Source organism: Mitsuaria sp. TWR114 (assembly GCF_007997345.1).
Map to the genome: position 1 here is coordinate 1 of NZ_VOSR01000037.1, position 4,103 is coordinate 4,103.

Genomic DNA, 4,103 nt, shown 5'->3' on the forward strand with positions numbered 1-4,103 from the left:
TGAGGGCCAGCGGCCGTCGCAGGAACCCTCACCCCTTCCCTCTCCCGCAAGCGGGAGAGGGAGTCGGTGCAGCCAGGCCTGCGGTCAGTACGCGAGCGCGCGGACCTTGCCCTTGAACACGCGATAGGAAAACAGGCTGTAGGCCAGGATCACCGGGAGGGTCAGCACCGCGCCGACCAGCAGGAAACGCAGCGACTCGTCCGCCGCGGCGGCCTGCCACAGCGTGATCCGGTCGATCACGACGAACGGATAGAGGCTGTAGGAGAGCCCGAAGAAACTCAGCGTCAGCACCACCACCATCAGCGCGAACGGCGCCCAGCACAGCTTGCCCAGCACGCGATGCGAGTTCAGCAATCCCCGCAGGGCCGCGAGCGCCAGCACCGCCGTCAGCGGCAGCGGAGCCAGCGCGATGATCCCCGACAGCTCGAACCAGCGCGCCCGCACCGTGCCGCTCAAGCACGGCGAGGCGACCGACACCAGCACCAGCCCCGCGATGACCGCCGGCCACACGCGCCTGGCCCAGACGACGGCGCGCCGCTGGAGCTCGCCCTCGGTCTTGATCAGCAGCCAGCCGGCCCCGAGCAGCGCATAACAGGCCGTCAGCGCCAGCGCGATGCCGGCCGCGAAGACCCGCGCTCCCGCGCCGTCGTCGAAGCCGGTGACGTAGCGGCCCAGCATCCAGCCCTGCGCCAGCGCGGCCAGCGCCGAGCCCCCGGCGAAGGCGGCATCCCACCAGCGCTTGTGCGCCGGGTCGCCCTTGGCGCGGAAGTCGAAGGCCGCGCCGCGCAGGATCAGCCCGAGCAGCATCAGCACGACCGGCGCGTACAGCGCGGTGAGCACCACGCCCTGCGCCTTCGGGAAGGCGATCAGCAACAGCCCGACCGCGAGCACCAGCCAGGTCTCGTTGGCATCCCAGAACGGTCCGATCGACGCGACCATGCGGTCGCGATCGGCCTCCGGCGCCACCGCGGTCAGCAGGCCGACGCCCAGGTCGTAACCGTCCAGCACCACGTAGAGCAGCAGCGACACGCCCATCAGGGCCATGAAGATCACCGGCAGCACGCTGCCCTCGACCAGTGGCGTTGCGGCGAGCGCGTTCATGCGAAGGTCCTCGAGATGACGGGAATGCCGACGCCCTGCGAGGCGCCGCCGGGCTGCGGATCGTCCGGCCCGAGGTGCGCGGGCGCTGCGGCGGGACGCTTCTCCGCCATCCGCTTGATGGCCGCGACGTAGGCGACAAGCAGCGCCAGATAGACGGTGGCGTAGCCGGCCAGCGACGCGGCGACCATCGAGCCGGGGTTGTGCGCCGCGACCTCCTGCGTCCGCAGCAGGCCATGGACGATGAAGGGCTGGCGGCCGATCTCGGTGACGTACCAGCCGGCGACGGTCGCGATCCAGCCGGAGAAGCTCATCAGCGACAGGCCCCATAGCCAGACGCGCGGCAGGCCCCGCCAGCCCGAGCGGCGGAACAGCCACCAGCCGCCCCAGGCGAAGCCCAGCATCAGCACGCCCATGCCCACCATCACGCGAAAGCCGAAGAACAGCGGCTTGACCGGCGGATGCACGCCTTCGAATTCATCCAGGCCGCGGATCTCGCCCTCGGCGTCGTGGGTGAGGATGAGGCTGGCCAGGCGCGGAATGCCGATGGCCAGGCGGTTCTCCTTCGCCTGCTCGTCAGGCAGCGCGAACAGCAGCAGCGGCGCGCCGCGCTCGGTGTGCCAGACGCCCTCCATCGCGGCGATCTTGGCCGGCTGGTGCTTGAGCGTGTTGAGGCCATGCAGGTCGCCAGCCAGGATCTGCAGCGGGATCAGCGCCGCGCCCAGCGTCAGCCCGAGGCGCATCACCCGCCGCGTCTCCGCCCGCTCGACGCCCTTGAGCATCTGCCAGGCGCTGAGGCCGCTGAGCAGGAAGGCCACGGTCAGCCCCGACGCGAGCAGCTTGTGGGCCAGCCGGTAGGGGAAGGACGGGTTGAAGATCACCGCCCACCAGTCCACCGCATGCAGGACGCCATCGCGCATCTCGTAGCCGGCTGGGGTCTGCATCCAGGAGTTGAGGCTGAGGATCCAGAAGGCGCTCAGCGTCGTGCCGAAGGCGACCGTCGCGGTGGCGATGAAGTGCAGGCGCGGGCTGACGCGCTCGCGGCCGAACAGCATGATGCCGAGGAAGCCGGCTTCCAGGAAAAACGCGGTGAGGACCTCGTAGCCGAGCAGCGGGCCGGCGATGTTGCCGGCGCGTTCCATAAAGCCGGGCCAGTTCGTGCCGAACTGGAAGCTCATCGTCACGCCGCTGACCACGCCGAGGGCGAAGCTCAGCGCGAAGACCTTGGTCCAGAACTGGTAGGCCGCGAGCCACGCGGCCTCGCCGCTGCGCCGCCAGCGCCAGAGCATGAAGAGCACCACCCAGCCCAGTGCGATGGTGATCGTCGGGAAGAGGATGTGGAAGGTGATGTTGAGCGCGAACTGCATGCGCGCCAGGATGAACGGGTCCATGGCCGCGCAGTGTTGGGCATTGCGCGATCGCAAGGAAGGGACAGATCGTCCTAGGACAGATCGCCCTAGGACAAATTGCCCTCATGCCAAGGCCGCTGGCCCTCACCCCAGCCCTCTCCCGCAAGCGGGAGAGGGAGTCCGCAGGCGCAGTGGCTTCTTCCTCCGTGCATCACCCGCTCGGTGGAACACCCTCTCACCCCGCGGGGGAGAGGGAGGGGTGAGGGGTCTCGTCCCGCGTCACCAACCTCCGTCGCCGTCGCGATGCGGCTCGAAGCGCGCCATCAGGAAGTCCACCAGCGCGCGCGTCTTCGCCGCCAGTTGCGCGCGCGGCGGATAAATCAGGTGGATGTCCGCCGGCGGCAGTTCCCAGTCAATCAGCAACGGCCGCAGCCGCCCCGAGCGCAGCATCGGCGCCGCCTCCCACCGCGAGCGCATCAGCACGCCGTGCCCATCCAGACCCCAGGCCAGCACGCTCTCGCCGTCGTTGGCCGCCAGCGGTCCGCGCACCTTCACCGTCTCCTTGCGCGCTCCCTGCTGGAAGTGCCAGGTGCCGAAGGTCTCGTCGCTCTCGCGGATGAAGAGGCAGGCGTGTCGCGCGAGCTCGCGCGGCGTCGCTGGCTCGCCAGCGCGCTTGAGGTAGGCCGGCGCGGCGCACAGCACGCGACGGTTGCGCGCCAGCAACCGCGCGGTCAGGCGCGCATCCGGCGGCGTGCCGACCAGGACCTGCAGGTCCACGCCCTGCTCGATCAGGTTGACCGGCCGGTCGGTGAGTTCGAGTTGCACCTCCACGTCCGGGAACTGCCGCGCGAAGCGCGACAGCGCCGGCGCCACATGCTTGCGACCGAAGCCGAAACTCGCCGACACCCGCAGCAGCCCCTTCGGCGCCGCCCGGCTCCCGGCCACCGTGCGCTCCAGCGCCTCGAGTTCCTCCAGCACGCGCGCGCCGTCAACGAGGTAGGTCTCGCCCTCCGGCGTCAGGCCGATGCGGCGCGTGGTCCGCTGCAGCAGCTGGACGCCCAGCCGGCGCTCGATCGCGGCCAGCCGCTTGCTGACGGCCGGCGGCGTGACGCCCATCTGCTGCGCCGCGGCGGCCAGGCTGCCCTGTTTCACCAACAGCGCGAAGAAGGCCAGGTCGGAGAAGCCGTCCATTAATGAACTCCAGGAATGAAATAACTTCCAAACCGGAAATTATGTGGCTGCGATTCACTTCCAGAATCGGGGCCGACATGGACCATCGACCGCTGCCCGTCGACCGTCAATCCTCGACGGCGATCCCCTCTGGAGACCGCATGCCGCCCTTCCCCGTCATGGACACCCCACCGGCTTCATCGGCCTTCACCGGAGCGCCGGAAACCATCGCCGGCCGCGGCGCGCTCGACGCGCTGTTCCCCGGCTTCCACCACATTCGCGTTGCCACCGCCAATGGCGTGCATGTGGAAGCGACCGTCGGCGGCTCGGGCCCGCCACTGCTTCTGCTGCATGGCCATCCGCAAACGCGCGCGATCTGGCACAAGGTCGCGCCGGCGCTGGCGGAGCGTTTCACCGTCGTCGCCGCCGACCTGCGCGGTTATGGCGATTCATCGAAGCCGCCAGCGTCGACATCGACATCGACAT

General features: G+C 69.7%; 4 protein-coding genes. 1 reads left to right on the forward strand and 3 read right to left on the reverse strand.

The genetic code is table 11. The features are described from left to right. Positions 1–84: 84 nt before the first annotated feature. The 3 genes from FUT87_RS02270 to FUT87_RS02280 form a co-directional block, all read right to left on the reverse strand. Positions 85–1,101, reverse strand: coding sequence for a cytochrome d ubiquinol oxidase subunit II (locus tag FUT87_RS02270; protein WP_147239929.1), 1,017 nt, complete (start codon positions 1,099–1,101; stop codon positions 85–87). Beyond that, on the reverse strand, positions 1,098–2,489 hold the full coding sequence (locus tag FUT87_RS02275) for a cytochrome ubiquinol oxidase subunit I (RefSeq protein WP_147239930.1): 1,392 nt from the start codon (positions 2,487–2,489) through the stop codon (positions 1,098–1,100). The genes FUT87_RS02270 and FUT87_RS02275 overlap by 4 nt, the downstream gene beginning before the upstream one ends. 237 nt (positions 2,490–2,726) lie before the next feature. After that, complete coding sequence (locus FUT87_RS02280; RefSeq protein ID WP_147239931.1) at positions 2,727–3,638, reverse strand: LysR family transcriptional regulator; 912 nt, start codon at positions 3,636–3,638, stop codon at positions 2,727–2,729. A 158-nt stretch (positions 3,639–3,796) separates the two neighbouring features. On the opposite strand from FUT87_RS02280, the gene FUT87_RS02285 reads away from it, so the two are divergent. Next, on the forward strand, positions 3,797–4,103 hold a 307-nt coding region (locus FUT87_RS02285), incomplete at its 3' end, for an alpha/beta fold hydrolase (protein WP_404935348.1).